At 64.7% G+C, this 26,670-nt stretch carries 23 protein-coding genes; 13 read left to right on the top strand and 10 right to left on the bottom strand.

Going from position 1 to position 26,670, the window contains the following annotated elements:
- Window positions 1–23 precede the first annotated feature (23 nt).
- Genes ACFWCF_RS02035 through ACFWCF_RS02010 form a run of 6 tightly spaced genes read right to left on the bottom strand, consistent with a single transcriptional unit; the run spans window position 24 to window position 4,667 of the window.
- On the bottom strand, window positions 24–779 hold the full coding sequence (locus ACFWCF_RS02035) for an SDR family NAD(P)-dependent oxidoreductase (RefSeq protein ID WP_378556538.1): 756 nt from the start codon (window positions 777–779) through the stop codon (window positions 24–26).
- Window positions 780–788: 9 nt separating this feature from the next.
- Complete coding sequence (locus tag ACFWCF_RS02030; protein WP_378556535.1) at window positions 789–1,283, bottom strand: aromatic-ring-hydroxylating dioxygenase subunit beta; 495 nt, start codon at window positions 1,281–1,283, stop codon at window positions 789–791.
- A complete protein-coding gene (locus ACFWCF_RS02025; RefSeq protein WP_378556531.1) occupies window positions 1,276–2,556 on the bottom strand; it encodes a Rieske 2Fe-2S domain-containing protein in 1,281 nt (426 codons plus the stop codon). The genes ACFWCF_RS02030 and ACFWCF_RS02025 overlap by 8 nt, the downstream gene beginning before the upstream one ends.
- A gap of 43 nt (window positions 2,557–2,599) precedes the next feature.
- On the bottom strand, window positions 2,600–3,097 hold the full coding sequence (locus tag ACFWCF_RS02020) for a nuclear transport factor 2 family protein (RefSeq protein ID WP_378556526.1): 498 nt from the start codon (window positions 3,095–3,097) through the stop codon (window positions 2,600–2,602).
- Window positions 3,098–3,101: 4 nt separating this feature from the next.
- On the bottom strand, window positions 3,102–3,461 hold the full coding sequence (locus ACFWCF_RS02015) for a hypothetical protein (RefSeq protein ID WP_378556523.1): 360 nt from the start codon (window positions 3,459–3,461) through the stop codon (window positions 3,102–3,104).
- Window positions 3,462–3,494: 33 nt separating this feature from the next.
- A complete protein-coding gene (locus tag ACFWCF_RS02010) occupies window positions 3,495–4,667 on the bottom strand; it encodes an acyl-CoA dehydrogenase family protein (RefSeq protein WP_378556520.1) in 1,173 nt (390 codons plus the stop codon).
- A 163-nt stretch (window positions 4,668–4,830) separates the two neighbouring features.
- On the opposite strand from ACFWCF_RS02010, the gene ACFWCF_RS02005 reads away from it, so the two are divergent.
- Window positions 4,831–6,309, top strand: a complete 1,479-nt coding sequence (locus ACFWCF_RS02005) for an ATP-binding protein (RefSeq protein ID WP_378556517.1) — start codon at window positions 4,831–4,833, stop codon at window positions 6,307–6,309.
- 42 nt (window positions 6,310–6,351) lie between these two features.
- Here the strand turns inward: ACFWCF_RS02005 and ACFWCF_RS02000 are convergent, their stop codons facing one another.
- A complete protein-coding gene (locus tag ACFWCF_RS02000) occupies window positions 6,352–6,873 on the bottom strand; it encodes a DUF421 domain-containing protein (protein WP_378556514.1) in 522 nt (173 codons plus the stop codon).
- Between the two features lie 283 nt (window positions 6,874–7,156).
- On the opposite strand from ACFWCF_RS02000, the gene ACFWCF_RS01995 reads away from it, so the two are divergent.
- From ACFWCF_RS01995 to ACFWCF_RS01970, 6 genes are all read left to right on the top strand, one after another.
- A complete protein-coding gene (locus ACFWCF_RS01995; RefSeq protein WP_378556511.1) occupies window positions 7,157–7,756 on the top strand; it encodes a hypothetical protein in 600 nt (199 codons plus the stop codon).
- A gap of 202 nt (window positions 7,757–7,958) precedes the next feature.
- Window positions 7,959–8,195 carry a zinc-binding dehydrogenase gene (locus ACFWCF_RS01990; RefSeq protein ID WP_378556508.1) on the top strand — a complete coding sequence of 79 codons (237 nt, stop codon included), beginning with the start codon at window positions 7,959–7,961 and terminating at the stop codon, window positions 8,193–8,195.
- Between the two features lie 130 nt (window positions 8,196–8,325).
- Window positions 8,326–10,245 (top strand): S9 family peptidase, encoded by a 1,920-nt coding sequence (locus tag ACFWCF_RS01985; RefSeq protein ID WP_378556505.1) that lies wholly within the window; start codon window positions 8,326–8,328, stop codon window positions 10,243–10,245.
- Window positions 10,246–10,301: 56 nt separating this feature from the next.
- Window positions 10,302–11,033 (top strand): MerR family transcriptional regulator, encoded by a 732-nt coding sequence (locus ACFWCF_RS01980; protein WP_378556502.1) that lies wholly within the window; start codon window positions 10,302–10,304, stop codon window positions 11,031–11,033.
- A gap of 181 nt (window positions 11,034–11,214) precedes the next feature.
- Window positions 11,215–12,204 (top strand): 3-carboxyethylcatechol 2,3-dioxygenase, encoded by a 990-nt coding sequence (locus ACFWCF_RS01975; RefSeq protein WP_378556499.1) that lies wholly within the window; start codon window positions 11,215–11,217, stop codon window positions 12,202–12,204.
- Window positions 12,201–13,049, top strand: a complete 849-nt coding sequence (locus tag ACFWCF_RS01970) for an alpha/beta fold hydrolase (protein ID WP_378556496.1) — start codon at window positions 12,201–12,203, stop codon at window positions 13,047–13,049. The genes ACFWCF_RS01975 and ACFWCF_RS01970 overlap by 4 nt, the downstream gene beginning before the upstream one ends.
- 4 nt (window positions 13,050–13,053) lie before the next feature.
- On the opposite strand, the gene ACFWCF_RS01965 is transcribed toward ACFWCF_RS01970, so the two are convergent.
- Window positions 13,054–13,755, bottom strand: coding sequence for an IclR family transcriptional regulator (locus ACFWCF_RS01965; protein WP_378556493.1), 702 nt, complete (start codon window positions 13,753–13,755; stop codon window positions 13,054–13,056).
- Between the two features lie 162 nt (window positions 13,756–13,917).
- On the opposite strand from ACFWCF_RS01965, the gene ACFWCF_RS01960 reads away from it, so the two are divergent.
- The 4 genes from ACFWCF_RS01960 to ACFWCF_RS01945 all read left to right on the top strand — a co-directional run bounded on the left by ACFWCF_RS01960 (window position 13,918) and on the right by ACFWCF_RS01945 (window position 19,684).
- Entirely contained in the window at window positions 13,918–15,567 is a 1,650-nt protein-coding gene (locus ACFWCF_RS01960) for a bifunctional 3-(3-hydroxy-phenyl)propionate/3-hydroxycinnamic acid hydroxylase (protein WP_378556490.1), read from the top strand.
- Between the two features lie 126 nt (window positions 15,568–15,693).
- Window positions 15,694–18,102 carry a CoA transferase gene (locus tag ACFWCF_RS01955; protein WP_378556487.1) on the top strand — a complete coding sequence of 803 codons (2,409 nt, stop codon included), beginning with the start codon at window positions 15,694–15,696 and terminating at the stop codon, window positions 18,100–18,102.
- A 27-nt stretch (window positions 18,103–18,129) separates the two neighbouring features.
- A complete protein-coding gene (locus ACFWCF_RS01950) occupies window positions 18,130–19,089 on the top strand; it encodes an enoyl-CoA hydratase/isomerase family protein (RefSeq protein WP_378556484.1) in 960 nt (319 codons plus the stop codon).
- 16 nt (window positions 19,090–19,105) lie between these two features.
- Entirely contained in the window at window positions 19,106–19,684 is a 579-nt protein-coding gene (locus ACFWCF_RS01945; protein ID WP_378556481.1) for a TetR/AcrR family transcriptional regulator, read from the top strand.
- Window positions 19,685–19,686: 2 nt separating this feature from the next.
- Here ACFWCF_RS01945 and ACFWCF_RS01940 read toward each other — a convergent pair whose 3' ends face one another.
- The gene (locus ACFWCF_RS01940; RefSeq protein WP_378556478.1) at window positions 19,687–21,078 is read right to left on the bottom strand and encodes an alpha/beta hydrolase; all 1,392 of its coding nucleotides are present in this window, start codon (window positions 21,076–21,078) and stop codon (window positions 19,687–19,689) included.
- Between the two features lie 208 nt (window positions 21,079–21,286).
- On the opposite strand from ACFWCF_RS01940, the gene ACFWCF_RS01935 reads away from it, so the two are divergent.
- The gene (locus tag ACFWCF_RS01935; protein WP_378556475.1) at window positions 21,287–23,101 is read left to right on the top strand and encodes an NAD(P)-binding domain-containing protein; all 1,815 of its coding nucleotides are present in this window, start codon (window positions 21,287–21,289) and stop codon (window positions 23,099–23,101) included.
- Window positions 23,102–23,168: 67 nt separating this feature from the next.
- Here the strand turns inward: ACFWCF_RS01935 and ACFWCF_RS01930 are convergent, their stop codons facing one another.
- Window positions 23,169–24,794: an FAD-dependent oxidoreductase gene (locus ACFWCF_RS01930; protein ID WP_378556472.1), complete on the bottom strand. Its 1,626-nt coding sequence runs from the start codon at window positions 24,792–24,794 to the stop codon at window positions 23,169–23,171.
- A gap of 138 nt (window positions 24,795–24,932) precedes the next feature.
- On the opposite strand from ACFWCF_RS01930, the gene ACFWCF_RS01925 reads away from it, so the two are divergent.
- Window positions 24,933–26,567 (top strand): FAD-dependent oxidoreductase, encoded by a 1,635-nt coding sequence (locus ACFWCF_RS01925; protein ID WP_378556469.1) that lies wholly within the window; start codon window positions 24,933–24,935, stop codon window positions 26,565–26,567.
- Window positions 26,568–26,670 lie beyond the last annotated feature (103 nt).

Here is a 26,670-nt window from a genome sequence, read left to right as displayed (position 1 = left end):
CGACAGTGGAAGGGGAAGGGACGTCAGCGGACGTAGAGTCCGCCGTTGACGTCCCAGCAGGCGCCCGTGACGAAGAAGGCGTTGTCGGAGGCAAGCAAGGCGACTGTGTCGGCGATGAACGACGGGCTGCCGAGTCGTCCCACAGGGATGCTCGCGACGATGCCCTCGAGTTTGTCGGCAGGCACCGTCCTGCGCACCACGGGCAGATCATGGGGGCCGGGCGAGACGGCGTTGACCGTCACGCCCCGGCTCGCCAGCTCACGCGCGAACACCTTGGTGGTGGTGAGGATAGCTCCCTTGGATGCGGCGTAGTGGCCGCCGGTGGCGGTACCACCGTTCTGTCCCGCGAGTGAGGCCATGTTGACAATTCGTCCGAAACCCTTGTCGGCCATGGCCGCCCCGAACACCTGGCATCCGAAGAAGATGCTGTTGACGTTCGTGTTCAGGACGCTCGTGAAGTCGTCCTCCTCGAGCGTCATCAGGTCGGCGGCCTGCGTGACCGCAGCATTGTTGACGAGAATCGTGGGTGTGCCCCAGAGGTCCTCGCACACCGCGAGACTCTCCTCGAACCCGACCTTGTGGCCGACGTCCAGCTCGACGCCCCGAGCGGTGGATCCGTCGGCAGACAGCTCCGATGCAAGCGCATCGACCGCGGCGCCGTCGAGGTCGGCGAGGAGGACGCGTCGACCGTCGGTATGCAGTTTCCTGGCGATGACGGCACCCATTCCGCCTGCGGCGCCGGTGACGACCGCGATGCCGCGAGTGGCTGTGGTAGTCAATTCAGCTCCTTACAGCAGGTAACCGGAGGCGCTGACTGCGTCCTCGCTGTCGACGAGCCGGATTACTTTGAGCGAGATCCTGTCGCCGTCCTCGTCGTCGAGGACGACAGTGTGAGTCAGGTTCGCGCCCAAAGTCAGGAATTCGTTCCGTTTGAACGCGTTGAGGATTTGAGCCGATCGGATGGTGACGGAGCTGTCGGTGAGCTCGCGCACGGTGAAACGAGAGATCACCCGCACGGTGCGTGCCGCCGCCACCGCGGACGGCGAATAGCCCTGGAGCATGCGCTCGACGCGGAGTCGCCGCATGCGCTTGTCGTCGTACACCAGGTTGAGCGTCGATCCGAAGTCCTCGGTGTCCGGGTCGATCGGGACGACGTAGTGGCCGTCGTCGGTGTACATCTGCTCCCACGACCTGTAGTCCTTGTCGTCGAGCGCTTCGGCTTCCTTCCAGATGAGCTCGATGGCGCGCAGGACGCGGGGATCGGTAAAGGTGAGGTCAGTCATCGCTCATCAGCTTCTTCCACATCGCGTAGGCCTCACGCATTCCCGTCTCATCGGTGACGTGGGAGGTGGGCCAGCCTTCTTTCGTGAGGTATTCGCGGCCCTCGCCACGGTTGACGAGGATCGGCATGTCGGGGTTGCCGCCGGCACCGATCTGTACCCGCGTCCAGCCTTCGGCGTCGTCGGGGCTGCCGAAGCCGAACGGTCCCTGGAAGTGTTCGTGGATGCGCAGGCGCTCCCGGTTGACGTTCTCGGGTCCACCGTCCATGCCGATGGCCATGTGCCAGATCTCGGTTTCGTCGACGGAGATGGGGACGAGGACGCGGAAGAACGACGAGGACATAGCCACGTTCGGGAATGTGTTGAGATTGAATCCGCATCCGTGCATCGAGCGCATGTAGCGGCGAATCCGTTCGGGGCTTTCGCCCGCTTCGGTGAGTTCGTCGACCAGGTGCTGGAATCGGGGCTGAATCTCTTCGGCACCGTCGTCGATATCGAGATCCATGTGAGCGGCGGCCATGATGGCGACGCTGTGTCCGTTGCCGAGTGAGTGTGTCTCGGCCGTCGGATCGTCCATGAACGACATCATGTTCGCGGTTTCCGCATCGACGGACGCCATCCAGGACTTGTGAACCATCGGGAAGTGGTAGCCGTCGGTGGTGTTCTCGAGCTGGATCTTCCAGTTACCCTTGAACCGAAACTTGTGCACACCGATGACCTTTGTCGGTAAACCGTTGCTCTGCTTGAAGAATCGCTCCATCCAGAGCTTGGCGTCGCCCAGAAAGTCCTCGAGAGGTTCGGCGTCCTGGTTGAACGTCGCCCAGATCATCCCCATGTAGCTTTCGGTGCGCAGTGTCTGGAGCGGGTAGTCCTTCTTGTCGATGACACCCTCGTACCCGTCGGGGTAAGGGATGCCGCGCAGGCGACCGTCGAGTGCGTACGACCAGTTGTGGTACGGGCAGGTGAATCCGTTCGCCTTACCGCTGCGCTGATCGCAGACCGTTGCGCCGCGGTGACGGCAGCGGTTCAAGAGGGTGTTGAAAGTGCCCTTGCGGTCGCGGGTCACGATCACCGGCTGATCACCCACTTGCGTGGTCTTGAACGAGCCGGCCTCGGGGATCTCGCTCTCGTGTGCGACCCACACCCACGTGCGATAGAAGATCTTCTCCATCTCCACGCGAAAGATCTCCGGGTCGGTGTAAAGCCGGCCGGCGACGCGATCGGTGCCGACGAGATCGCCGTAGTTCTCCTGGATCGAATGCTCGACCGTTGTCATGGTGTGTTCTTCCTTCGGAATTCGTCACGTGTGGGCGTCCGCATCAGTGAAGGTGGCTCATCGCCTCGATGGGCAGCGGTGTTGCGAACAGTCGCTGCGTGCGGAAACGGTGCATGCGGGCTGTGGTGTGGGGGAGTCGTTCGATCTCGAAGTCGATCTCGAGCCGGGCGCATAATAATTCGGCTGTGCCGTTCGTGTAGAGCGAGAGTTGCTGCATGATCCAGCGGCCCCGTGCTGCGTTGCCCTCGAGGCGGATCTGTTCGCTGCCGAGCAGATGTGCGTTGCGCACGAAGTGGTCTGTCGGCGGAAGATACCGCGAGACCAGCGCGACCACCTCGTCTCGCCCCCGGGCGATGCCGAACTTGCCGGCGTACTCGGGGCCGACACCCTCCCAGGTCGCGTCCGCGGTGAACAGCAATCCGATCTGGGCGACGTCGTCCAGCGGTCCGGGCACGTCGCACAGGTCCATGTAGCGGGTCAAGCAGTCACGGACGGCGTCCTTGGCCTCGAGCGCAGCGAGACGCTTCTCCACGTCGCTCACCGGATCACAACTCCACGTCATCCCGGATGGTCAGCTCACGCCCCATCCGCGCCTCGATCTTGAAGTACTTCCACAGTGCGTACTCGCCGATCATGGTGGTGCGAAGCAGGTTACAAGCGCTCCTGACCGTTTCCTGATCTTTGACATCGGCAAGGACGTAGCAGGTCCACGGCCAGCCGTCGGATGGCCCGACCATGTGGGCATCGTCGTCGAACGTGCCGATGAGCTCGATGCCGTCCATGTTTTTCAGGTTCGAGAGCATGGTGGAAATGCCGACCCACACCGGGCCGATCTCCGTCTTGGGCAGATCGAAGAAGTTCTGGTTGTTGCCGATGCAGAACAGGGTGCGCAGCGGTTCGGCCATGACGGTGTCCTTTCGATTGGTGGGCGAGCGGGATCAGGGGAAGCTGGGGATTCCGGCGTCGAGGCCGAGGAGGATCGAACCGGCGGCCTCGAAGGTGTTGGTCTGGAGCATCGCGTGCTGGGCCGGAACGAGGGCGTCCTGCAGATACCGCTGTAGCGGATGGCTCTCGTAGATCGCGCCGGTGCCTGCGAGGTCGAACGCGGTGAGCACCACTGCGCGCCCCACATGCGCGGCCTGGGTGGCACCCAACCGGAGCAGTGTCTTGTGTTCGGTCGTGATCGGGTCGCCCGCGACCGCGCGCTTCCAGACCTCATCGGTGACCTCGTAGAAGAATGCCCGTGCCGAGCGGAGGTCGGCCTCGGCTTTCGCGAGTCCTGTCTTGTAGGCGGGCCGGTTTCCCTTGGCTGCGCCGCCGGTGATGCTCGAGCGGGCCGATCCGACCTCGCGCACGTAATCGAGGGCGCCGCGCGCGGCTCCGAGCGTCACCACCGCAAGCACCTGTGCGGCGTACGAAAGCATCGGGTAGCGGGTGATCGGTTCGTCGACCTGTGGCGCTCCGCCACGCACGAAGGTCATCTCCTCGGGTACGAAGAGGCGGTCTGCGCGGACCGCATGGGAGCCGGTGGCCTTCATGCCGGCCACATCCCAGTTCTCCACGATTTCCACGTCGGCCGGGTCCACGAGCGCGGTGAGCGGCATTCCGTTACTGTCCGGGCCACCTGCGAGACCGATGCCGAGAATGTCGGCACCACGGCATCCGCTGGCGAACTGCCAGAGCCCGCTGCACAGGTAGCCGCCATCCACCTTCTCGGCTTCCTGCATCGGGAACAGGCCCCCCGCGTAGGCGAGGTCGGGTCCGTCGGCGTAGATCTTCGCCTGCGTCGTGACCGGCAGAGCCGAAAAGTACACCAGTGATGATCCGAAGCTCGCGACCCAGCCTGTGGCCGGATCCACCGCGGAGATCCGCTCGACGAGCTTCATGAACGACGACGGATCCATTGGTTCGCCGCCGAACTGCGCCGGTGTCGACGCCCGATACATCCCGGCACGCTTGAGTAGCGCAATGTAGTCGGGAGGCACGAAGTGCTGCTGGTTGAACTCGTCGCGACGATCGCACAGCACTTCGAGCGCATCGTCGAATGCCTGGTCCCGCGCCGGACCCACTGGCTCGGCTGCGATCCGTTCGGTGGTGCTGGGGATCGTCATCTCGTCTCCGTTTCGATACGTGTTCGCGCTGATGAACACGCTATGGACGACGCGGCTACGGCGGTATCGGGGTTTTCTCTCGAGGCCATAAAGTAATTCCTTATGGCGGATGAGACGCATCGCATTCGATGATGGGCCGTCATGGTCTCGGAGGTGTTGATCGATGTTCCCGACCCGGCGCGACTTTCAGGCGATGGCAGAACGAACGCAGACGGGCATCCTCATCCACGAGGCCGCGTCGAAGAACATCCTGTGGGCGAATCCCGCTGCATGCCGGATGTTCGGGTTCACGCTCGAAGAGTTGCGCCCGCTCAAGGCGCACCACATGAGCAGCCAGGAACGCCAGTACCGTCGGGCGCTCGGTGTCGCATGGCTCCAATCCGCCGTGGTGCATGGGACGAGTCGCAGGCAGTGGAAATACCGGACCAAGGCAGGCGTCGATTTCCTCACCGATGCCACCGCGTCGCTCATGCAGTTCCAGGACGGCCCGGTGGTGATGGTCGAGTTCCGGAACATCTCGGAGGAGGTCGAGATCCAGCAGGAACTCAGCTGGGTCTCCCAGTCGCTTCAGCGGATCATGACCCACACGTCGGCCGGAATTCTGGTGCTCGACGATGACAATTGCATCGAAGACATCTCCCCCCTCGCCGCGCGGCTGTTCGATTCCACGCCCGACCGACTGATGGGTGTCCACCTCGAGGATCTGGGTCGGTGCGACCCGGTGCTGAACTCCGAGCAGGTGGTGGTCAAGCTGGCTTCCGGACACGGATCCGTCAAGATCACGCAGAAGATCACGAAGGCGGACGGGAGCACCACCTGGCTCGCCGGTGAACTCGAGGACGTGGTGCACGACGGCATCGTGTCGCGTGTGCTGGCCGTCCGAGACGTGACCGAACGTGTCGAACTGGAACAGCGGCACGAGTACCAGGAGGCCAATCTCCAGTATCTGAGTCGCTACAACGCGATGGGCGACATGGCGATGATCCTTGCCCACGAACTCGGACAACCCTTGGCGGCGTCGTCGAACTACCTGAGCGGGCTGAAGGCGCGTGTCGCGGGAGGCACTCTCGACCGGGAACAGCTCTCATACGGGCTGGACATGGCAGAGAAGCAACTGAGCCGCGCCGCCGATATCGTTGCGTCCGTCAAGCGGTATGTGCGCCGGATCGAATCGACCATGTCTGCAATGGATCTCAACGAGGTGGTCGAGGAGAGTCTGTACTTCGTCCGACTGCGTGCGGCCGAACGCGGGATTCGCGTCGATGTGCATCCGACGACCGAGTCCCTGCCCATTCAGGGCGAGAGCGTGCTGATCGGTCAGGTCATTATCAATCTGTGCTTCAACGCGATTGACGAGATCGTGCTGCCGACCACCGAAGTCAAGGAACTGACGGTGAGCACGTCGCGCGACGGTGAGTGGGCGTGTGTCTCGGTGTCCGATCAAGGGCGCGGGATGGAGCGTGCGCCCGAGAACCGCCTGGCGTCTGGGGCCTTCTCTGCAAAACAGGACGGCTCCGGCCTCGGCCTGATCCTGTCGGAGCACATCGTCGAACGACATGGCGGCGACATCCGGTTCCTTGCGAACGAACCGCGCGGCACCGAGGTGCGGTTGCGTCTGCCGATTGCGAGCGCCGGTCGGTAATGACCGGCCTCGTCGTAGCCTGCAGCGCCCGATTCGAGAAGTTCACATCGCCGGCTTCTCGGGTTGTTCGACCACGTGCTTGTTCTCGGCCGGAATCACACTCACCATGCCACTCGGTTCCAGGTACGCCCGATGCACGTCGGCGATGTCGGAAATGCCGTGCAACCGGAGTTGCGAGAGCACCTCGTCGTAGGTCATGAATTCTCGACGCATGGCTCTTCTGTTGAGCTGCCCCTCCGAGATCAACACGCGCGGGCGTGCCTTGATGAACCGGGAGAATCCCGACCACCGGTAGGACAGCGCGTCGAGCACGACACTCCAGAACAGCATTGTGCCCACCACGATGAATCCGTCGCCGATCGTGTCGGCATCACCCATCAGACCGACACTCGCAGCATCGGCGACAAGCACGACGACGAGCAGATCGGTCAATCCCAACCCACCCGCTTCGCGCTGCCCGACCAGCCGGAACACCATCATGAGCACCAGGTAGGTGACGGTGCCGCGCACCACGAGTTCGAGCACCGAGACACTCGGCGCGAATATTTCGTTCCAGTCGGGCATCGCCCCTCCTCATAGTTCGACCGCCATAGCTGAGGTATGCCCCATCGGTGACGAATCCACCCTGCTGTCCTGTCATATGTCCGGAATGCGTACGTTTGGGAGGGGAGAGCTGGGGGAATGCGGAGGTGCCGCGTCACAGCCCGGCGTGGTCGTACTCGATCCTTGTGAGGTGTCCATGTCGGCCGGTGCGCTCGTGGGAACGGTACGAACGACACTGACGGAGGCGTTATTCCGCGTCGGTGCGGTCTTGCGAGGCCGTGCCCGCGTCTTCCATCCGCGTGGTGTGACAGCCACCGGCCACATCGAATTCGACTCCCCGTGGTGGACACAGCAGACAGCGACGCCGGTCGACGTCGTGGCCCGGTTGTCCGGAGGTGTAGGAACGCCGACGGGTGTGCCCGACGTCCTGGGGCTCGCACTGAAGATTCCGCTCGAAGCGCCGGACGCACACTGGGATCTTCTGCTTGCCAGCTCCGGCACAGCGACAGTCACACGGCTCTTCCCGCTTCCTGTGCAGAACTGGCCCGACGCCCGCTACAGCACACTGATGCCCTACTCGTCGAAGGGTACGGAACTCAGATGGATCGTCGCCATTCCGGAAGGCGCGCATCCCAGGTCCACGACCCTGGAGGCGTTGCGCAGTGCACTCATCCACGCTCCATTGAGTTTCCGGCTCGAACTTGTCTCCTTCTCTGGCACGTCCGTGCCTGCCGGCCGGCTGACGCTGACGCAGGTGCTCGAGCTCCCGGACGATGAGCAACCGAGCTTCGATCCGGTACTGAATCGTGCGCCTGATGTGGTGCTGCGGCCCGAATGGCTGGCCGGTATCCGAGTGGGCGCCTATCGGGGAAGTCGACGCGGCCGTGGCGAGCCGCCCCGATAGGTCATCGAACCATTGTCGGAACGGACTGTGGTGCAAGGGTTTTCCTGTTCAGATGACCGTGGTGCGGATCAAGGCGCAGACGTGGCCGGTGTGATTGCGTCGGTCGGGCCGGGAGGAGATACGGGCATGGTCGGTCGGAGGGTGGTGGTCGACCCGGCGATCTACGACGCCGAGGGCCCGCGGACACGCCGTCGCGTTCGTCGTGCGCCGTCTCTATCTCCACAATGCCCGGATCATCGGCTCCAGCATGCACACTCCCACCCACCTCGCGATGCGGATGGACATCGCTCGCGAGGGTCACGTCCGTGCGGTGATCGCGAAGATATTCTCGTTGAACCAGGCGGCCCGAGCCCAGGAAGAGTTCGGTCGGCATCGGCATGTCGGCAAGCTTGTGATGTCTCCCCGGCCTGCCGACCAGACGACCCCATCGTTCCAGTGAGGTGAACTACATTCGCAGGGGCTTGACCCTGCCCTAGGGGCACGGTGTTTCGTCGTGGTGAGCGGTCGACCGATCTCGCCGCGATCCGGTCGCCCGGCCGCTCACGATTCTGCTACTGATCGGAGTCGGAATGACCATGGTGACGCACGGTTCCCTTCCCGGATTGATCGAGGTCGAGGACTTCTTCGCCGACCCGCAGTTCACCGGTGCATCGATCTCTCCGGACGGGAACCGACTGGCATATCTGGCGCCGAAGTACGGGCGGCGGAACGTATGGGTACGCGGCATTCACGACGACCATGACGACGCGGTGTGCGTCACTCACGACACTCGACGTGGAATCTCGACCTTCCACTGGACCGGCGATTCCCGCTGGCTGCTCTACCTGCAGGACACCGACGGTAACGAGGACTGGCATCTCTATCGGGTGGACCTGGATGCCCCGGACGTGCCTGCCGTCGATCTGACTCCGCTGCCACCTGGATCACGAGTGTTCAGTGTGGAGCCGCTACCCTCGTCGCCCGGCAGCGTGCTGGTGTGGATGAACCAGCGCCCGATGTTCATCGACGCGTTTCGGCTCGATGTCGCGGCCGGCGAGACGGTCGTGCACATGGAACAAACAGAACCGACTATCAGCGTGCTGCTCGACCGCAACGGAGGCCCAGCCTTCGAGACCCTCGAGGCCGAGGACGGCACTCTCGAGATCTCCGCGGTGGACCCTGCCACCGGCGACCGGCGCCTCCTGCATCGTCTGGGTGGCGCCGAGCATCCGCTCGGCGTCTACCCGCAGATCGTCACGCCAGACGGGAAAGGCCTCCTGGTCGGCAGTTACCAGGACTCGGACGATCTGCGGCTGATACGCATCGACCGAGACACCGGCGGGGAAACCGTCGTCTGCGCCGTGGAGGGGCACGATCTGTGCACTGTGGGCGTACACGCCCCCGGCGTGCTACCACCCACTGTCTTCACGAGCCGCCGCACCGGTGAGGTGATCGCTGCTCGGTTCGTCGGGGACAGACCTCGAATCGAGGTGGTGGATCCGCACTTCGCCGAAGTCCACGCGGAGCTGGAAAAGTTGTCCGACGGCGTGCTGGGCACGTTGTCGTCGGACGAGTCGGAGCAACGGTGGATCGCCACGTTCGTCCACGACCGCGACCCGGCGGTGGCCTGGTTCTACGATCACGCCACCGGCGAGAGCCGGCAGTTGTTCCGGCCGTATCCGCACCTGGACCCGCAGTCGCTGGCCCCGATGAAGGCGGTGAGCTTCCCGGCTCGGGATGGGCTGCCTCTGCATGCCTTCCTCACGCTCCCGGTCGGGGTCGAGCCGCGGAACCTGCCGCTGGTTCTCCTGGTCCACGGCGGTCCCTGGGCCCACGACACCTGGGGATACAGCCCGGAAGCGCAGCTGTTGGCGAACCGTGGTTATGCGGTGCTGCAGGCAAACTTTCGAGGATCGACGGGCTACGGCCGACGACACGTCACGGCCGCTATCGGCGAATTCGCGCTGGCGATGCACGACGACCTCATCGATGCCACGGACTGGGCTGTCGCCCAGGGGTATGCCGACCAGAACCGAATCGGCATCTTCGGCGGCTCCTACGGCGGCTACGCGGCACTCGTCGGTGTCACGGTCACACCCGACCATTTCGCTGCCGCGGTCGACTACGTGGGTATCTCCGACCTGGCGAATTTCCTGCGTTCGATGCCTCCGTTCGCGCGCGCCCATTTCACCAACAATTGGTACCGCTATGTGGGCAATCCTGATGTCCCCGCCGAGGCGGCCGATATGGCCATCCGGTCGCCGATCACCATGGTCGACCGGATCCGCACCCCTCTGTTGGTTGCCCAGGGCGCGAACGACGCCCGAGTCGTGCAGGCGGAATCCGACAACATCGTCCGATCCCTGCAGGATCGAGGCGTCCCGGTCGAATACCTCCTTGCCGACGACGAAGGCCACGGTTTCGCGAACCCCGAGAACCAGCTCCGGCTCTACCGCGCGGTCGAACAGCACTTCGCCGAACACCTCGGTGGGCGTCGCGGCGCCTCATGAAGGTCCGCCCGCACACTGGTGAAGTGATCGAGGACCTTCGAGAGCGGAGTGGGATTGTGGTGTGGAGTACGCGTCGGCTCGCCGAACTCGCAGGTACCACAGTGAAAACCGTGCGGTACTACCACGCCAGGGGCCTGCTCGATGAACCTGAGCGCGCGTCGAACGGCTACAAGCAGTACGGCGCGACGCACCTGGTCCAGCTCTTACGCGTCCAAAGACTGTCGGGTCTCGGACTGTCGCTCAATCAGATCGTCGATTTCGTCGACGGCGGTGAGGACTCCGGTACCGACCGGGTTCTCGGGGAGCTGGACGACGAATTGGCAGTGGCGATCAGCCGGTTGCAGCGGATGCGGGCAGAGTTGGCCAGGGTTCGGCATCGCGGCGGTTCGATCGATCTGCCCCGAGGTTTCGATTCCGGCGATGCAGGGCTCTCCGAGGCAGACAGGGCCCTGATCCTGATCTACTCCCGTGTCTACGACGAGTCCACAATGGCAGCATTGAGTGAGATGCTGCTCAGTGTCGAGCGAACTGCCGAGAGCGACGAATTCGACCGGCTGCACGCCGACGCCGACGGGCAGGCACGTCAGGACCTCGCTGAGCGGTACGCCCCTCAGATCGACAAGATCCGACGTGACCATCCTGGGTTGGAGAGCCCAGTGGCGCACTCGCGGCACGGCGTCGACGGAACCGACACTGTTCTGAGACAGGCGTTCGAAGAGCTCTACAACGGTGCGCAACTCGATGTGCTGGCCCGCGTGCAGAAGATTTTGCATCCCGAGCGTCGATAATGCGAAAGCCGTTGGCGCAAGTCTCGGTTCGCAGACGCGTCGATGTTCCTTTCGCTGGGATGGGGCACGCAACTCGTTGAACCTCCAGAGGGCGAGTGTTACTGTCTCGCGTGTAGATACCGAGATGTTGTGTGTATATAACGCACACATGCGGCTCGCTCGGCTGACGAACGGAGTGACCATGCCGCTTGCTCTCTGCGCTTCGTCGCACTCGCCGCTTATCGGCCTGCACGACCCGGCAGCAGACATCGCGGACGAGGTGCACGCACAGCTCGCCGGTGCACGCGCTTTCGTGGAGGAATTCGATCCCGAGCTCGTGCTCGTCTTCGCCCCCGACCACTACAACGGATTCCTGTACGAACTGATGCCCTCGTTCTGTGTGGGTGCGGCGGCGACGTCCGTGGGCGACTACGGGCTGCCGAAAGGTCCGCTACCCGTCGACCGCGATGCCGCGTACGCCCTCGCGCGACACGCGCTCGCGTCCGGCGTCGATGTTGCGCTGTCCGAGTCGATGCAGGTCGACCATGGGTTCGTTCAGCCGCTGCTCTTCCTGTTCGGTTCCGTGGAGCAGCTCCCACCGCTGGTTCCGGTGTTCATCAACTGCGTGGCCGAGCCGCTCGGGCCGGCAAGTCGAGCGCGTCTGCTGGGGGAGGCCGCGGGGCGGGCGCTCGCGGAGTCGGGGAAGCGTGTGCTGATCGTCGGGTCGGGTGGTCTCTCGCACGACCCGCCGGTTCCCCGCATGGAGAACGCGACGCGGGAGGTCGCGGAACGGATTACACACGGGCGCAACCCGACTGCGGAACAGCGTCGGGTCCGGGAATCTCGCACGGTCGCCGCAGCCGGCGCGTTCGCGGCGGGCTCCGCCGATTTCCACGACCTCAACCCCGAGTTCGACGCATTCGTGCTCGACGCATTCGAGTCGGGCGATGTCGCTGCGTTCGATGAGAAGGCGACCGACTGGTTCATCGAGGAGGGCGGCCATTCCGCCCACGAGATCCGTACCTGGATCGCTGCCTATGCGGCATTGTCCACTCAGGGTGAGTACGAGATGACCAGCCGCTACTACCGTCCGATCAAAGAGTGGTTCGCCGGGTTCGCCGTCACCACTGCAGTACCGAAGACCACGGCAGTGCCGAAGACTGCGATACCGAAGGAGATTGCTGCGCAATGACGATGTGGGACGACCTCGGTTCGGTGGCACACGCGATCGAGTACCGCGAGATCGACGGATGGCGAACCCGCGTGCTGCGCGCGGGCACCGGGCCCGCGCTGGTGCTCATGCACGGCACGGGCGGGCATGTGGAAGCGTTCTCGCGCAACATACCTGCGCTCGCTGAGCACTTCACCGTCATCGCCTACGACTTTCCCGGGCAGGGCTACACGACCCCGACCGAACGCGACCTCGAGATCGATGACTATGTCGACCACCTCATCGCGCTGCTGGACGATCTCGGTCTGGATCGTGTGCACCTGTCCGGCGAGTCGCTCGGTGGGTGGGTGGCAATCAAGTTCGCTGTCGCACATCCTCATCGACTGGACCGCGTCGTGCTCAATACGCCCGGGGGCACCATGGCGGCCCCGGAGGTGATGGCGCGGATCAGAGACCTGAGCCAGGCTGCTGCCGACGATCCTTCGGAGGAACGCATCCGGGCACGTCTCGAATGGCTGATGGCAGACGCCGCGAGTGTCACCGACGAACTCGTCGGGTGCCGCCGTGCGATCTATTCGCAGCCCGCGTTCGCCGAGTCGATGCGACATGTCCTGTGTCTGCAGGATCCCGAGGTGCGCCGGCGCAACATGGTGACCGACGACGACCTGGCGGCGGTGACGGCTCCGGCGCTGGTGATCTGGACCAGTGACGATCCGTCCGGGCCTGCCGGGGCCGGAATGGACATGGCAGACAAGATGCCGAACGGACAGTTCCTCTTCATCGACGGCGCCGGACACTGGCCCCAGTGGGAGCAGCAGGAGATCTGCGACAAGGCCGTGATCGGTTTTCTCTCCGGCACCGTATGAGTGTTCAGCTGTCGAGCACTGCCAGCGCGATCTCCTCTGCGGCCCGCACGACGTCGGGTGCAGTCGTGGCCGGCTGATTCTCGCGATGGCTCATGAGCGTCAGGCACGCCGCAGGGTGTGAGTTCGCGATCGGGGCCGCGACCGCGTAGGCGCCGGACTCGACCTCGCCCGAACTGGTGGCGTATCCACGTCGCCGTGCTTCGACGACGGCTTCCGGCTCTCCCGGAAGTGCCGGACCGGCTGCCAGCAGGGCGTAGCCGGCAGCGCCGCGATCGAGTGGCGTGCGCATCCCGGCTCGAAAGGCGATGTGCTGGAGCACGGTCACGGGCTCCACGACTTCGATCGACACGGCCTCTTCACCTTCGACGACGAACAGGTGCACGGTGCACCCGGCCTGGTCGGCGAGGCGTCGCATCACGGGGGTGGCGATCTCGCGTAGTGCAGGCAGATACGACGTCGAGAGGGCCGCCAGGAGCGCCCCGGGGCGGTAGCTGCCGTCCGCCCCGTGCGTCACGAACCCGAAGTCGCGCAGGGTCTGCAGGATTCGGTACGCGATCGAGCGGTGGACGTCGAGTTCCCCGGCGAGGCGCTGGACTGTCATGCCGTCGGGGGAGTCCACCACGGCGAGCAGTGCGGTGAGTCCGCGAGCCAGCGTGCGGCTTCCGACCTGGGGTGCAGGCTGCTGACGCCCGTTCGACGTCGTCATTCAGCACCCGTCCGTGAGCAAGAAATACAACATGGAACTCATTATATGCACTTCAGATGCGGTGCCGGTGTTGACACTGTAACCCCACATTCGACATAGTACGTGTGTATATAGAAGCTTGGTGTTCGATAATTACAACACACTGATGCAAGGGGAGTGCCTGTGATCGACGGTCGGGAACGATCCTCTTCGGAATTGGCTACCGTCGATGTGCTCATCGTGGGAGCGGGGCCCGTCGGCCTCACCTTGGCGAACATCTTGGGCGCCCGAGGGCTGAGGGTGCTCATCGCGGAGGAGCGCGACGTCCTCATCGACTACCCGCGCGGTGTGGGTCTGGACGACGAGTCCATGCGTGCATTCCAAGGCATCGGTCTGGCAGAACACGTTGAGCAGCACCTCATTCCGAATCAGATCCTGCGGTTCGTCAACGGCAGTGGTGAGCTTCTCGCGGAGATGGCACCGAGTCAGGCGCAGTTCGGCTGGCCGCGTCGCAACGGATTCGTCCAACCGCTCGTGGACGCCGAGCTCCTCGAAGGCCTCGGGCGCTTCGACAGTGTCGAGGTGTGTTGGTCGTCCCCGATGCAGTCGATGCGCGAAGACGGCGACGGTGTGATCGTCGAGCTCCTCGAGGGCGGCGTATCTCGTGAGGTACGTGCGCACTACGTGGTCGGGTGCGACGGAGGTCGGAGTCGAACCCGCCATATCCTCGGGACCGCGTTCGACGGTGTCACGTCGTCCACGCGCTGGCTCGTCGTGGATCTGGCCCACGATCCGCTGGGCACACCGAACAGCTACGTCGGTGCCGACCCCGTACGGCCGTACGCCTCCATCTCGATCGCGCACGGCATCCGGCGCTTCGAGTTCATGCTCATGGACGACGAGCATGACAGCGAGGTCGACGACATCGGGTTCGTGCGTGCCCTCCTCGGACTGCACATCCCGCGCCCGGAGGACGCCGAGATCATCGCCTATCGCATCTACACCCATCACTCGCGGATCGCGGACGAGTTCGGTCGCGGACGTATTTTCCTCGCGGGCGATGCCGCGCATCTCATGCCCGTCTGGCAAGGGCAGGGATACAACAGCGGCGTGCGCGACGCGGTGAACCTCGGCTGGAAGCTCGCCGCGGTGTGCTCCGGGCAGGCCGAACCCGATCTGCTGGCCACCTACGACGCGGAGCGGCGAGGGCATGCGCGCGCGATGATCGATCTGTCGACCATGGTCGGACGGGTGATCTCGGTGCGGGACAAGCGCCTTGCCTGGTTCCGTGACCGGGTGCTCCGCTCGGCGTCGGCACTTCCCACGCTGAAGCGATACATCCTCGAGATGCGGTTCAAGCCGATGCCGCGGTACGAGACCGGGGCTGTGGTGCCGCTTCCCGACAAGGACTCTCCGGTCGGCCGGATGTTCATCCAGCCGGAAGTCGTTACCGAGAGCGGCCGGTGTCTGCTCGACGAGGCGCTCGGAAGGTGGTTCGCGGTGCTCTGCTGGAACAACGACCCCACCGCGGTGCTCGACAAGCCCAGTGTGGAGGCGTGGCGCAAGATCGGTGCGCGCCTCGTCGCTGTCGTTCCGGCCGCGCAGGTCGGGCAGGCCTCGTACGGTGACGACGTGACCGTGGTCGGCGACCTGGGGCAGCTGAAGGGATGGTTCGACGTCCACCGTGAGTCCGTTCTGTTCCTGCGACCCGACCGATTTGTCGCGGCTGCCGGTATCGCTCAGGACGCGAGCCTGCTGTCGACGCAGCTGTTGAGCGCTCTGCACATGGAGAAGTACGTGGCCGACAGCCCCTCCGACGCGACCGCAGGCTGACGAGCTCCGTCAGAGTCCGACCATGTGCTTGACGATGGCACCTGCACTGAGGGACAGTGTCCAATGACAAGACACATCGTCTATCGAACTGGGTGCCGCTGATCCGACGGGCGTGAGGAATCTCCAATGAACAAGGGCCAGGACAGCTGGAGCGAGGGACTTCCGCTCGGGGGCTTCGTCGTCGTCGACCTGTCGGTGGGCGTTGCCGGAGGATACGGAACCAGGCTCCTGTCCGACGGTGGTGCCACGGTACTGAAGGTGGAAACCGAAACCGGCGACCCGTTGCGTCGCTGGTCCGGCTCGGGTGCGGAGATCGAACAGGGTAAGAGTGGCCCGTTCTTCCAGTTCCTGGCCGGCGGCAAGGAAAGCTTCGTAATCGATCCCGGCTCCCCGGACGCCGCGGAGCAGGTCGACCGGGTGCTGGCGAGCGCCGACGCAGTGATCTGGTCGGCCGACTCCCCGTTCGCGAACATCGCGGCACTGCATCCGACGAGACTGGAAGTCGACCACCCGCACCTGGTCATCGTGTCGATCAGCCCGTTCGGACTCGACGGTCCGTGGAGCGGCAGGGCTGCAACCGAATTCACACTGCAAGCGTGGGCGGGGGCGATCGTGGGTCTTGGTCGCGGGGCGCCGGATCGCGCGCCGGTGCAGGTGGGTGGCCGGGTGGGTCAGTTCGTGACCGGCACCTACACCGCCATCGGTGTGGTGACCGGACGCATGAACTCACGCCTGACGGGTCGCGGGTGCCTGATCGACCTGTCGATGCTCGAGGCCATCGTGCTGAGCCTGACGTACTACCCCGTCACCTACCACGATGTGATGGACCGGCCGTGGCGCACCGAACGTGCGTTGGTGCTTCCCGGGGTCCAGCAGGCTGCAGACGGACTCGTCGGAATGGCCTGCGGGACACTGCAGCAGCGCCAGGATCTCTACGTCATGATGGATCACGCCGAATGGATCGAGGACGACGCGATCATGTCCCGTCCGGCAGAGGTGGCACCCCTGATCGCAGAGTGGGTCGGAAAGCGCACGGTCGACGAGGTACGAGAACTGGCGATCGCCTTCCGGATCCCGAACGCTCCCGTCGCAGACCCGAGCAACATCGCCACCCTCGACCACTTCGAGGCGCGCAAGGTGTTCGTCGAGAACCCGTACGGGAAATTCCTTCAGCCCCGCCGACCCTTCCAGGTGTCGTCGTTCACCTGGGCGACACCGCAACCGTCTCCGGCGCTCGGTGAACATGACACCACGCTCGGGCCCGTGCGCGAACACAGCGACGATGACAGCGGCACATTGCCTTTCGCCGGATTGCGGGTGCTGGACATGACGGCCTTCTGGGCCGGCCCCACCTCGACCCACCTGCTCGCGCTGCTCGGTGCCGATGTCATCCACCTCGAGTCCGTCGTGCGCCCGGACGGAGGCCGTCTCGTCGGTGGAGTCTCGGGCGATGTCGACATGTGGTGGGAGCGTTCGCCCATCCACCTCGGCGGAAATGCAGGCAAGAAGAGCGTCACACTCGACTTCACCACCGACGAGGGACGAAAACTGCTCGAGCGTCTCATCGAAACATGCGACGTGCTCGTGGAGAACTTCACGCCGCGTGTGCTCGACCAGGCCGGCTTGAGCTACGAGCGGGTGCGGGAGATCAGACCCGACATCGTGATGGTGCGCATGCCGGGCTTCGGACTCGACGGCCCCTGGCGCGACATCGCGGCATTCGCCTACTCGATCGAAGACGCCGCCGGGCTGACCTGGATGACGGGCTATCCCGACCAGAACCCGCTCGAACCCTCCTGTATCGGCGACCCGAATGCCGGTATGCACGCCGTGTACGGCCTGCTGCTCGCGCTCGAACACCGCACGGCCACAGGCGAAGGAGCGCTCGTCGAGGCGTCCATGATCGATGCGGCATTGAGCATCACTGCCGAGCAGGTCATCGAATACACCGCGACCGGATCGATCCTGGCACGGCAGGGCAATCGAGGGCCGGACGCCGCCCCGCAAGGCCTGTACCGGACGAAGGAACTCGACGAGTTCGGCCGGCCCGACAGCTGGATTGCGCTCGCCGTCGAGAACGACACGCAGTGGTGCGCGCTCGTCGACACGTTGAGCGAGATACCGGAATTGCGGGATCCTCGTTTCGTCTCCGCAGCCGGGCGCCTGGAGCATCACGACGAGATCGACAAGCTCATGCAGGCCTGGTGCGACGGCCGGGATTCCGAGTATGTCGTCGACCTGTTGTGGAGCGCCGGCGTCCCCGTCGCCAAGATGATGCAGCCGCATCGTCAGGCCGAGATCGAGCAGCTGCTCGCACGAAAGTTCTTCGAGGACATGGAACATCCCGTCGCCGGACGCTATCGGCAGAGCACCCTGCCGTTCATCATGACCGGACTTCCCGAGCGTCTGACGCAGCGTCCGGCGCCGTTGCTCGGGCAACACAACGACGACGAACTGAGAGCACTGGGCGTCACCGACGGCGACCTGCGTGCACTGGAACAAAGCGGAGTGATCGGCCGGGCGCCCGCTCGATAACCACCCACTGAACTCGAGGAGCGGACAATGTCGAACAACGAATTGCCGTCGGCCGAGGAGATCATCCTCTACGAAAAGGATCGGGTTTCCAAGATCGCGACCATCACGTTCAACCGGCCCGACCGGCTGAACGCTCCCACGGTCGAAGCGCGGCTGCGCTACGCCGATCTTCTGCACCAGGCGAGCATCGACGACGACGTGAAAGTGCTGGTGGTGCGGGCGGAGGGCGACGACTTCGGGAGCGGGGTCGACCTACCGGACTTCATGGCCGGTATCGACCACGGAGACTCCGCCGAGCGACTCGAAGAGTTCCGGATCGACGACCCCGATGTCGTCTATCCACCGAAGGACTCCTACCGCAACATGGGCAACTACGGCTCGTGGTTCGCCGACGCCCGATCCGGTTGCCGGAGTCTGCAGGAGTTCAACAAGATCAGCATCGTCGAGGTCAAAGGCTACTGCTACGGCTGGCACTTCTACCAGGCTGCCGACGCCGACCTCGTGATCGCGTCCGACGACGCATTGTTCGGGCACGCCGCGTTCCGTTACGTCGGCTGGGGCCCGCGCATGTGGACGTGGGCGATGACGATGGGGATCCGGCGTTTCCAGGAGATGGTGTTCACCGGACGGCCGTTCACCGCCGACGAGATGTACGAGTGCGGCTTCCTCAACAAGGTCGTGCCCCGAGATGATCTCGAGGACGAAGTGCAGACCTACGCGAAGGCGTGCGCGCGCAACCGCCCGACCGACACGGTGGTCATCCAGAAGATGTTCTTCCGGATGATGAAGCAGCATCAGGGGGAGTACATGGGGAGTCTGCTCACCGGTATGGTCGAATCCATGGGGCGGCTCGTCCGCCCGGACGAGCATGAGTTCCATCTGAATGCCGAGATGATGGAGGCGGGACTGACCGATTCGGTGAAGGCGAACGACGAGAATTTTCCCCCCGAATTCCGGCTCAGCAAGGCTGCACGGAAGCGGCCCTAGTTAGGATCACCGACTCATGAGCACTACTCCACGACTGTCCATGCGCGAGCGTCAACGGAACCTGACCCGGCAGAGCATCCTCGATGCCTCCCTGGAAGCGTTCGCAGAGCGGGGCTACTTCGCCACCACCGTCGACGACATCGTGCAGCGGGCCGGTATCGGCCGGGCGACCTTCTACCTGCACTTCGACGGCAAGGCCACTGTCCTGCGCAACCTCCGCGACGCGCGGATGGTCGAGTGGCAAGCCCAGGACGGCTTCACATGGGGACATGACAAGGCAGCCTCCGTGCGGACATTCTTCGAGAGGATGGTCGATTTCTATCTCGAGGCGCCGATCCTCTACAAGACGCTGCACGAGGCGCGCGCGGCCGATCCGGAGTTCGCTGCCGAGCACATGCGCACGATGGAGGAGTTGGTCGTCGAATGGTCACGCACGAAGACGGCGGCGTCCACGGAGCAGCTGCGGCTCAGTGTCGCGATGCTCTATTCGATGCTCGACTACTTCATGCACCTCTGGCTGATCCAGGGATGGGACATCGAACGTGAACGCGCGATCGATGCGATGTCCGAGGCGCTGTTGGCCGCGATGCGCTGAGGTCAATCGCCGGTCTGGAACGTCCTGCGCAGTACTGCGTGGACGTCGTCGAGGAAACGCTGGGTCTGTCGTGTACGAGGGCGTGCGACGAATCCGCCGTGGATCACACCGGGGTAGACATGGAGTTCGACCGGAGTCCCGGCACGGGACAGCTGCGCGGCGTAGTGCAGGTTGGAGTCGAGCAGTGCGTCGACGTCGCCTATTCCGATGAATGCGGTTGCGGTGCCGCGCAGTTCGTCGAGTGTCGCGCGCCCCGGTGTGGCCGTTGCCGGCGGTGTTGCACCGTGAAGTTCACCGAGATATGCACGCCACGAGTGACGTTCGGCCTCCAGGCGCCACAAACCCCAATGCCCGGCACCACCCTCGAGTGCCTTCAGGGATCCGTGCTCACAGTCGTCGAGCATCGGATAGACCAGGAGTTGCAGCGCAGGCTGGGGCAGGCCCATCCGGGCGAGGCGGATGCACAGTGCTGCGGCGAGCCCGGCGCCGGCGCTCGCACCGCCGATGACGAGGCGGCTCGGGTCCACTCCGAGTGCATCTGCGTTGTCGAGGATGTGCTGCCATGCAGTCTCGGCATCGTCGAGGCCTGCAGGATAGGGATTTTCGGGTGCAAGACGATAGTCGACCGAGACGACGGCGCATCCGAGGTCGGCGGCGAGGAGATCGAGGCGATCGTCGTTCTCGTCGAGCCCGCCCATGATGTAGGCACCGCCGTGGAAGTAGACGATGGCAGGGAGGAGGCCTGCGGCGTCCCGAGGCCGGTACCACCGGACGGGTACGCCGGGGCGCCCTTCAGTGCCGGGGACGACGTCGTCGACCCGTTCGACTCGTTCGTTCACCGGAGTCGGAGGTGGAGTGACCTTGGCGTAGCTCGCGCGAATGGTGTCGATGCTCGTGGTGTCCCACCGGGTCAGGAGATCGAGCTGGTCGAGTGTCGCAGGCTCGACCCGGCGGTGCACCGCGACGGCGGGCTCTGCGGGGCCATCGAACCCCGGAAGTGCAGCGATGCGGGCGTGCAGAGCGGCATCGGCGGAGTGGAGTGTCTCGGCGAGGAGTTCGGGCTCTCGTCGTGCCCGTACGCGTTCCGCGAGTTCGGTAGCGAGAGGTTGCGTTCCCGGGCTGTCGAGCACCGCGATGCGGCTCGGATCGGCATCGAAGAGGTCGGTAGCCACCGAGCGGGCCCATTGCAAGGCGCGGTCGCTGTCGTCGAGCGCACTGCCGGAACGAACGGGCACCTCGACGACCACGAGTCCGTCTGCGACGAGTTCACGGCAGATGTTCGAGTTGTCGCGGGTCGGGACCAGCACCAGAAACCGGCTCGTGGCAGCGTGTGGCGATGCGAAGGTTCGGGCGATCAGCCCGGCCCCCACCTCATGCGAGTCGCTGCCCGCCATCCCGAACTCCTGTCTCGAATAGTGCACAGCCATGTGTAGAAAATGCACTTCGCACGGTAACTGATGGTGTTGGGCCCCACAAGGTTCCGCTCCGCGCTCTTGACGCAGAGCGGACCGCTCGACCAGTATGTGTGTATATAGAACCAATGTGTTCTTTAAATACACAAGCCTTCGGATCATGCATCAGACCGAGAAGGAGCCGCAACCCATGACGGAAGCTCGGCGCGACTCAGCCCATGAGGTCGACTCCAGCACTGAGATCGACGCTCCGAATGCGGCGCGGGTCTTCACTGCCTGGCTTGCAGAATTCTCCGCCGCGCTCGACAAAGGCTCAGAGGTCGAACTGGAGGCATGTCTGCATCCCGACGCCACCTGGCGCGACTTCATGGCGTTCCCGTGGGACTTCCACCACGCCGTCGGCGGCGAGCAGACGGCCGCGCGGCTGATCGAGCTCGCCAAAGAATGGAGCGCGTCCGGGTTCTCCGTGAGTTCCGAACAGGAGCCCTTCGTCTCCGGCGACGACATCATGGGGTTCTTCGACTTCACCACCAACGACCGCGTCGACCGCGGATTCGCGCGACTCGTACGCGACGGGTCGCGCTTCGTCGCGTTCACGCTGCAGACCCAGGTCGAAGCGCTCGAAGCCTTCCCCGAGGGCACCCGCCACCGTCGCCCCGAGGGCAAGGTCTACGGCGTCGTGCCGGGGCGCACGCGCTGGGCCGACGATCGGCACAAGGAGACGTCGTTCGAAGACCGTGACCCCACCGTCCTCGTACTCGGCGCCGGACACAACGGCCTGGCCCTTGCCGCGAGGTTGGGTGCCCTCGACGTCGACACTCTGGTGATCGACCGCGAGGCACGCATCGGCGACACGTGGCGCAAACGCTACGCATCGCTTGCGCTGCACAGCACCGTCTACGGCGACCATCTTCCCTATCTCCCGCTTCCCGCGACGTGGCCGGCGCACACTCCGAAGGACAAGTTCGCGAACTGGCTCGAAACATACGCCACCACACTCGATCTCAACGTGTGGACGAGCACGACGTTCCTCAGCGGCCACTACGACGAGGACATCGAGCGGTGGACCGTCCGCGTGCAGAGAGGCGACGGCTCGATCCACGACCTGCATCCGCGTCACTTCATCGTGGCGGGCGGCATGTTCGGCTCGCCGCGTATCCCCGAAATCAAAGGTCTCCAGGAATACCGTGGTGTCGCAGTGCATTCCGACGAGTTCCAGGACGGCACCCGCTACGCAGGCAAGAAGACGCTCGTCATCGGGTCGGGGGTCAGCGGTCACGAACTGGCGCACGACCTCTGGGAACACGACGCCGATGTCACGATGGTGCAGCGCACGTCGACCTACGTCGTCACCTACCAGAGTTATCACCGGTACTGGTCGACGCTGTTCACCGAAGACATGACGCTGACGCCGGACTTCGCCGACCAGATGACCTACGCCCTGCCCAACGAACGCGTCGACGAGTTCAACAAGGAACTGGTGCAGCTCGCGAAGGCGGCCGACAAGGAACTGCTCGACGCACTCGAATCCCAGGGGTTCAAGCTCAACTGGGGTCCCGACGGCACCGGGATCATCGGTGCGCACATGTCGGGCAAAGACAGCTACCAGATCGACATCGGCGCATCGCAGCTGATCGCCGACGGTCGGGTCCAACTGAAGCAGGGCGTCGAGGTCGCGGAGATCAAGGACGGCACGACGGTGGTGTTCACCGACGGGTCGGAGATGCGCGACGTCGAGCTGATCGTCTTCGCGACCGGCTACCACCAGTTCTGGGGCCATCTGAAGCCGGTCCTCGGCTCCGCAGCGGCGAAGATCGACAAGGCGTACGGTCGTGCCGCCGACGGTGAGTACGCGAACACCTGGCGCCGATCGGCGCAGCCCGGGCTCTGGTTCGGGACGGGCTTCATCCGGATGGCGCGCTTCTACACCCGCTTCACCGCCCTGCTGATCAAGGCGATCGAAGAGGGCATCGAGCCGATGGACCCGGAGACCCGCAAGCCGTAGAAGGGCTGCGCCCGTCCTGAACTTTGGTGTTCTCAACAGCGATATACGCCGTTGAGAACACCAAAGTTCATTGACGGGTATCGACCGCGTGCCGCCCGGCGATCCACGCGAATGTCATTCCCGGGCCGAGTGTTCCGCCGGGTCCCCCGTAGGAGGCGCCGGTCGGTGACGAGACGTTGCCCGCCGCATACAGTCCGGTGATCACGTTGCCGTCGAGGTCGATGACGCGGGCGTTCTCGTCGACTTTGGGTCCGCCCTTGGTGCCGATCACGCCGGCGGTCAGTTCCATGGCGTAGAACGGACCGTCGGTGATCGGTCCGAGGGTGCCGTCGATGCTGCCCTTCTTGTACGGGTCGCCCCACCAGCGGTCGTGGGCGCTTTCGCCGCGGCCGAAGTGCGGGTCTTTGCCCGCTGCGACGTTCGTGTTCCACTGCTCGACGGTGCGCTCGAGTTCGTCGCCGGGGACACCGAGCGTCAGAGCGAGGTCGCGGAGTGTGGGTGCCTCGACCAGCCACGGAGGTGTGGTGCCCGCGTAGGCGCGACCCGTCGATCCGTAGGTGGTGAGGTAGGTGTGGTCGAAGACCAGCCACGCGGGCAGGTTGGCGTACCGGAATGCGGTGACGTCCTCCTGGTGGAATGCGCCCACGACGGAGTTGTAGCTGACGGCCTCGTTGGTGAAGCGTCGGCCGGTGCGGTTCACCATGATGCTGCGTGGCCGGGTGCGGTCGCCGTTGATCATCTCGAGGTTCATCGAGTTGATGCCCTCGGGGAGTTCGGTGATGGGGATCCACCAGGCTTCGCGCATGTTCTGGAGTGCTGCGCCCGCGCGCATCGCCATGCGCAGGCCGTCGCCGGTGTTGGTGGGGATCGAGGCGGGTTTCGTGACGTGGCCGCGCAGGAATGCGGCGCGGTACTCCTCGTTCCACTCGAACCCGCCGGTTGCGAGGATGACGGCGCGCGTGGCGTGGAGGGTCTGTCGTCCCTCTGCGGTCTCGACGACAACACCGGTCGCCCGGCCGTCTTCGATGATCAGGTCGTGTGCCGCCGTGGACACCTCGATAGTGACGCCCGCCTGGAGGCAGGCGTTCAGGAGGGCGCCGACGAGGCCGCCGCCCATGCCGCGCAGGTCGTCGGCCTCGCGGTGTGCCTTCTCCTCCTCGGTGGGTGCCTTGGGGACTGCGCAGCCGATCGCGGTCTCGTCCATGCGCAGGTAGGGGGAGTAGTAGGGCGTCACCTCGACTTTGTCCTGCCACTCGCCGAGGGTGGGGAAGGGGAACAGTTCCTGCCCGAGTGTCCGGCCGCCCTCGGGTTTACCGCCGGGGTTCGACGGGTGGTAGTCGGGTAGGCCCGGCACGGCGAAGAACTTGACGCCGCCGTCGTCGGCGAGTGCGCGCACCATCTTCGGTCCGGCGTCCACGAAGGCACGGGCCAGGCGTTCGTCGAGGATGCCGCGGCCGAGTGACATCAGGTAGGTCATGGCGTCGTCGACGCTGTCCGTGGCGCCGATATCGGTCATGTACGGGTTGTTCGGGATCCAGACGTGACCTCCCGACCAGGCGGTCGTGCCGCCGATCCGGTGGTTCTTCTCCACGATGGTGACTCTGGCGCCTTCGTGTGCTGCGGTGAACGCGGCGGTGAGTCCGGCGGCGCCGCTGCCGAGGACGATGACGTCGTATGTTTCGGGTTCGGACACTCCGGCCTCCGGTTCGAGTGGGCTCTTGTGGCGTGTTGTGATCCTGATTACCATAGCGAAAGTGCATCAATAGAGACCAGCTGTTCAATATGTACAACATGCGGCGAAGAGATGGTGGGTCGAATACCTATGCAGGAGATGTACGACGTAGTCGTTCTCGGGTCGGGAGCTGCCGGCCTCACCGCCGCGCTCGCCGCCGCGCTGGAAGGCGCCGACGTGGCGGTGCTCGAGAAAGCCGAGCTGATCGGTGGCACGACCGCACTGTCCGGTGCGGGAATCTGGGTTCCGGGCAACCCGGTCGCGGCCGAGAACGGCGTCGACGACTCACTCGAGGAAGGCCTGGCCTACCTCTCGAGCCTGTCCAACGGGATGATCCTGCCCGATCTTGCCGAGGCGCTGATCTCCGGCGGCCCTGGGTTTGTCGACTTCCTGCGCGAGCACACCGACCTACGCCTCCAGCTCGTCGAGGGGTATCCCGACTACCACCCCGAGCATCCCGGTGGGAAGCCCCATGGTGGCCGGACTCTCGAGCCCGGGCTGTTCTCCTTCGCCGGGATCGAGGAGTGGATCGACCGCATCGCCGGCGATATCCAACGCATCGTGCTGGTCGAAATGCCACTCGGCGGCGGGACGGGGGTCGTCGCGCCGGAGGTTCTCGCTGCCCGCGCGGAAGCCAAGGAAGAAGGGCTGGGTCGCGCGCTGGTCGGTGGCCTCCTGAAGGCGTGCCTCCAGCACGGGGTCGACGTGCGGACCGGGGCCCGGGCGCTGCGGCTGTGCACCGACGACGACGTCGTCGACGGTGTCGAGGTCGAGACCGACGACGGCGTGAGGACGATCGGAGCCTCGGCGATTGTGCTCGCGACCGGAGGGTTCGAGTACGACCCGGATCTGGTGCGCGACTTCCTGCGCGGGCCGCTGACGCGCCCCATCGGTGCACCGACGAACACCGGAGACGGCCTGAAGATGGCCATGAGAGTCGGTGCCCGCCTGGGCAATATGCGTGAGGCGTGGTGGTCGCCGTCGGTGCCGTGTCCGGGCATCCGGCGCGACGGTGAGCCGATCGCGATGCTGTCGTCGCGCGAGCGGGCGCTTCCCGGCTCGATCATGGTCAACCGCTACGGTCGCCGCTTCGCCAACGAGGCGGCGAACTACAACGCGTTCGGTGGTGCCTTCCATCATCTCGACGAATCGCGACTCGACTACCCGAATCTCCCGGCGTACATGATCTTCGACCAGTCCACCGTCGACCGCTTCGGCGTATTCGGCGGTCGCCCGGGGGCTCCGGTGCCCGAGTGGGTCGTCCGGGCGTCGTCCATGTCGGAACTGGCTGCAGCACTGGATCTTCCGATCGACTCGGTGACGGACACCGTCGCACGGTTCAACGGCCATGCGGCGCAAGGCGTCGACCCGGATTTCTCGCGGGGCCGTAGTGCGTTCGATCGTTTCCCCGGTGGGAGGATGGGCGACCCGGATTCCCCCGGTGCAACGCTCGGCCCGGTCTGGACGGCGCCGTTCTATGCCGTCGAGGTGATCAGTTCGGCGCTCGGCACGAAGGGCGGCCCTCGCACCGACGTCGAGGGGCGGGTTCTCGACGTCGACGGCGATGCGATCGAAGGATTGTATGCGGCGGGCAACGTGATGGCCAACCCGAGCGGGATGGTCTACGGCGGCGCCGGTGCCACCCTCGCGGTCGCCGGGGTGTGGGGGATTGCAGCAGGTCGTGCTGCTGTCGCGGATCGCGTCCCGACACGTTCCGAAGCGATGAAGACATGAGCGAGCATGTAAGCAAGCCAATTCGTTCAAAAGATGGACGAACCGTCTATTGACTTGTCGAACCATCCATCTATAGCGTGTGACTGGGATTACAGGACGACTC

It is taken from the genome of Rhodococcus sp. NPDC060090 (genome assembly GCF_042729855.1).
GTDB lineage: Bacteria > Actinomycetota > Actinomycetes > Mycobacteriales > Mycobacteriaceae > Rhodococcus.
This window is presented reverse-complemented; position numbering and strand designations above follow the sequence as displayed.